The following is a 4,605-nucleotide window of genomic DNA, read 5'->3' as shown; positions in this document are numbered from 1 at the left end:
ACACGCAAAGTTAGTACTTTTATCTCATTTTTATTTTGCGGGTTTACATCTACTCTAATGCCAATTTCGCCCTCGTTAAAATAGGGCGGAGCCTCTTTATCGCAAGCAAAACGTGAACCAAAAATAGTGGGCATATACGCCTCACCAAAGTAATGGGAATTTTTTGGATTAAATGCGTACAGTTGATTATTTACTTTACTCATATCCCAGTTACCTTTAATTGCAGCCCCATTAACCCAAAGCGTTTGAGGAAATGGCGTTTTAGAGCGAGATTCGTTAGCCTCCCTTTTTGTTTTTCTCATGTCTTCTGAGTAGGTATTTTTAATATTTGTTTCACTAAAGGCTATGGTTTCATTAAACTCGAACTGAAGTTCATCAGCTCTGTGTTTGCCAGTGCTAGAAAAAAGGCCGAGACCTAAGTCATCCCAAAAGTACACATCGTTTGCCAAGTGAGTGACTCTGTCGTATGGGCCAAGTATTTTAACCCATTCATCAATGCTGGTATTAAAAATCAGTGATTGGTCTTTATAAGTTAAATTGCAGCCGTTAACTTGAAAGTCACTTGCTTCAGGGGAGGCCGCCTGTATTTTTTCAGCGGGCGCTAATAATGCAGTAACGGTGCTCACTGTCACTTTATCGCACCCAGCTAGCGTTAAAGCGAGGGATATAAATATAAGTTGCTTAGTTAAAGTAGTCATAAATATCTCTAAAAAGGGTGGTGAAGTTTGATTGTGATTGATCTTATTTATTTATGTATTTCAACAGCAGCGATTGCTTCTTCATCATTATCGCGCTCAAAGTTTAGGTTAAATTGGCCTTGACGAGTGATAGTAAAAATAGCGCGTTGCCAATTTTCAGTCTCATTTTTAATGGCGTGGTCAAATAACGTTTTGAATAACTCAGTTATATTTTTAGATACAGCAATTGCATGCTGTGTTTCGTTATCTGATTTAATAAAGTGGGACTTGCACTCGATCGCATTATTATTATCGCAATCTAAAATAAGCTGAGCTTCATGCCATGGCTCATCTATTTGCTGATAAAGGTACTGACCTAGGTGTTGCGGGATGTTTTTAATATCGGGTTGCATTGGCTTTCCTTAGCATCATAAATGAGTTTTAAATTGAATGATCAAGCATAAAGTTTGTAAATATGTGTTAGCCGAAAGGCATCGCATCAAGAAACTCTTGGAAATTATCAAAAGCCTTGTAAAAAACAGGCGATAACTCTTCAGACTCATTATGATCCCATATTACTACTTTAGGATTTATTGCATCTTCTTTGAAATCTAGGCATAAAAAATCACCACCAAAAAGGTAAGCAAAAGGTAAGGTCTCGGCTCCAACCAAGTCTTCGTTATCTGTAAGTCTTTCCTCAATTTGAGCCATTACGACTTTAACTTCGTATTGCTTAAACTCATTACCGAGCTTTTCATCTTCTGAAACTATTAAAAACCTTTCCAATACGCGCTCTTCAGAGTTAATTTTTATAGTAATTTTATCTGGGCATCCACCATTAAATTCTAAAATAAACTCCCTGTAGCTAATCGGTAAGTTAATATTAAAAAACATTTCTAATGAATCTAACTCATCATGTGTAATTGAAACTCTTTTTTTTAAATTTAATTTTTTCATAGTTTTAGGGTGTTTATAATGTCGAGTTGCATAGGCTGTCCTTAGCTGTAGGTGCATGTATTATTAAATGGAGCATTTTTAAAAACTAAAAGTCTAAAAATGAGTTAGCAGAATCAATCTCTTTTTGCGCCATATTTGCATTGTCAGGCTCTAGATTAGAGAGGAAGTTATCAAAATTAGCAAATACTTCAAAAAATTCATTATTGTTTTCGCTGCTTTCGTGATCCCAACAATAAACTTTCATATTTTCTTTATGGATGCATAATTGGTCACCACCGCTACTTTCACCAAATATAAAAAAACCTTCATCATTCAATTGTTTATACATGCGATTCTTTTTTACAAGGTTATTATCACTATTTTCTAGACCATAAACTATTTCAAATGGCAGGTACCCGTCATTATTTGTATAAGGAGTTTTCTGAAAGGGGATGATCTTTGCCCCATTGTTAAAAATAATGGAAGAGTCAAATCTTGATAGTAATTTTTTTAATTCTTTTGGCAAAGCAACTTTAAACTCATGCTCGACATCCTTTATTGTTGTGACCTTTTCACTACTTATATAAAGCGCTGAAGCATCTAGGGCGGTGATTAATTTATCAATCATTTTAAATTCCTTTCCTTAAATCAGAAGCAGCTCCAATGTGTAGTTACCATGTAGTTTTGTAGGCACAAGCTGGATTAATGTACCACTCGAATGATGTGGAGTTAAACCAAGTTTTTAACAGGTTTTTTACCGCATTCTTACTTTTAAGACCTTTCTGTTTAGCTATATACACATAAACGGCATCAAAGTCAGCTGAAGTACCATCTAATTGATTTGGTTTAAAATTGATGGAACCTTTAGACCAAGGTGAAAAGTCAGGTCTATAATTTAAAAACTGAATAGTTACTATCTAATAGGTGTTTGATTAATCTTCTTTGTATGGAAAGGCTCCGATAAATAAGGGGTCTGGTGAAATAGTTCGATTGACTTTTTCTGGGTTATAATTAAAGTCGTATTGTAGGGTGACCCATTTAGCAGAATTAATATTCTTTCTTTTAGCAGCTTCAACAACCAAATCAATAAAGGAGTTTGAATATGACATATTGTGTATTAAAGATGTTATATCGGTATCTTGAAAATCAAAGCACTCACCTTCTTGACTTGATATATCATAATAACCTACACCGCAAAGCTCCTGTAAAACGTCAGTCTCTTCGTCATTAGTCAAAGGTTCAATCCCTAACCAGACAGAAACAATACCTTCCTCTTCGAAACCTTGTTCATAATAATCAACTTCATTCGAGTAATCTACTTTAGACACTTGATATTCCTTTATTGATGAAAACCTTCTGGTAAGCCATTGTAACCGCCTTCGATCCATTTTTCAGCCCACGAGAACATATTTTTTTTATAATCATCTAAACTATTAGAGTTTTGAATTATCTTTTGAAGCTCATTGTGTACGCGTTTAGAGTTTGGGGATTTTGAACCTTTTAAGCCAGTTGAATGCTTCCACCCCTTGGCTAACCCACCTTCGTTCAAGGCTGAGATTGATATTGCAAAATCATTCTGTACTTGCTTGGCATTAACTCCCCACTTACTCCACTGAGGCGCTTCTACAACCATTAAAAACTCGTGATTACCGCGAGCTCCTCTAAGGCCATCAGAAATTTTACTTTTTAGGGCTTGTTTTTTATACATTTCGGCTAACTCTTCTGGTGTTCTGGAGTCAAACCACTTATTGAAGCTTCCTGAATCGAATGTCGGGATATCACTAACTTTCAAATTTGAAAGATTGAATTCTTTTTTACTCTCAACCCCTTTTAAATCATTTCCTTTAGGCGCATCTAATTCATTCGCAACGCTCTTTTTAGGTTTACCCACAATACCGGTGCTTTTCGGTGGTTCGAATTCATCAAGGGCTTTGTTTACGCGACTGCCAATTTCACTGGCTGCGCCTTTAACGCCTTGGTCTATTTTAGGTGCTATTTCATCAAGCTGTTTAATGGTTGCTTGCATACCGTCTATGGCAAGCTGTGGCAGCAGTAGGTCGTATTGCCAACTTGTTGATATTTCGTGAAGCGTATCGCGCAGGCCTTTTATAAAGGCTTTTACTTCGCTGGCTGCTTGTTTACCTAGGTCTTGCCAGTTGATTTTGCGTAAATACTGAACAGGGTCGCCTTTGCCTAGCTTGCGTAACACTGCAATTGCGGCTTCTATTGTGTCGCCGCTGTTTTTAATCACCACTTTACCAACGCCTTTTACCGCGGAGCCGAGCACCGGTACTAAACCTATTGCGGTGAGCGTAAAGGCAATCCAACCATCACTGTCGTTGGCTTTATCGTCATCAGTCAGTAGCATTACATTGGCTAAAATATCCCGCACGTCCATGACTTGGTCAATAACCGGTATCATTGAAATAATACTGCCCACTACAATCTGTGCCGTGGTGGGATCTTTATTAAAGTCGCCTTGCAGTGCTCCCCATAACCAATCACCTGCTTGGCTGGCTATGTTGCTTGCTTCATCAAGTGTTGCTGTTTGCCCAGCTCTGCTCATTTGTATGGCAGAGGCGGGGGTTATTCTTTTATAAAGCGGATTTGGTGTGGTGTTATCTTGTGGTTCATACTCACGTGTATCTTCCCCGTATTGAATAGTAAATTGACCATTTGGTACATCGGTTAATTGCGCTATACCGTCTTCATCTAGCTGGCCTGTGCTTTGTGTCCCATCATCAAATTTAATTGTATAAGGTGCGTTTTTTACAGGGCTGCCATCTTGATAAACATAAAGTAAATCTACTACGCTTGACGTTGTTGCAGCAATACCGGAGTCATTAATGGTTATATCACTAATGCGGCTAATATTGGCAGGGCTTGCATTGCTTGGTGCCCGCGCTGTTTGTGGGCTGGTTATGTCGTAATCAACCGGGCCATCAAAGGTTATAAATGTGCCATCGAGTGTGAGTACGTTAGTGGCGGTAAT

5 protein-coding genes and 1 pseudogene are annotated in these 4,605 nt (G+C 37.8%); all 6 read right to left on the bottom strand.

Annotated features, from left to right (window positions below; all coding sequences use genetic code 11):
* On the bottom strand, window positions 1-698 hold a 698-nt coding region (locus GQR52_RS20125), incomplete at its 3' end, for a hypothetical protein (RefSeq protein WP_165729588.1).
* Window positions 699-745: 47 nt separating this feature from the next.
* Complete coding sequence (locus tag GQR52_RS20120) at window positions 746-1,090, bottom strand: immunity protein YezG family protein (RefSeq protein ID WP_165729587.1); 345 nt, start codon at window positions 1,088-1,090, stop codon at window positions 746-748.
* A 67-nt stretch (window positions 1,091-1,157) separates the two neighbouring features.
* Window positions 1,158-1,634 (bottom strand): SMI1/KNR4 family protein, encoded by a 477-nt coding sequence (locus GQR52_RS20115; protein WP_165729586.1) that lies wholly within the window; start codon window positions 1,632-1,634, stop codon window positions 1,158-1,160.
* An 85-nt stretch (window positions 1,635-1,719) separates the two neighbouring features.
* Entirely contained in the window at window positions 1,720-2,241 is a 522-nt protein-coding gene (locus GQR52_RS20110) for an SMI1/KNR4 family protein (RefSeq protein WP_165729585.1), read from the bottom strand.
* Window positions 2,242-2,545: 304 nt separating this feature from the next.
* On the bottom strand, window positions 2,546-2,941 hold the full coding sequence (locus GQR52_RS20105; protein WP_165729584.1) for an immunity 22 family protein: 396 nt from the start codon (window positions 2,939-2,941) through the stop codon (window positions 2,546-2,548).
* Window positions 2,942-2,952: 11 nt separating this feature from the next.
* Window positions 2,953-4,605: pseudogene (locus GQR52_RS20610) on the bottom strand (hypothetical protein); the annotation flags it as partial.

This window comes from Pseudoalteromonas sp. 31A1, from assembly GCF_011378815.1.
GTDB lineage: Bacteria > Pseudomonadota > Gammaproteobacteria > Enterobacterales > Alteromonadaceae > Pseudoalteromonas > Pseudoalteromonas arctica.
Note: the sequence above shows the minus strand (reverse complement) of the source record. Positions and strands in the feature narration are given on the sequence as shown.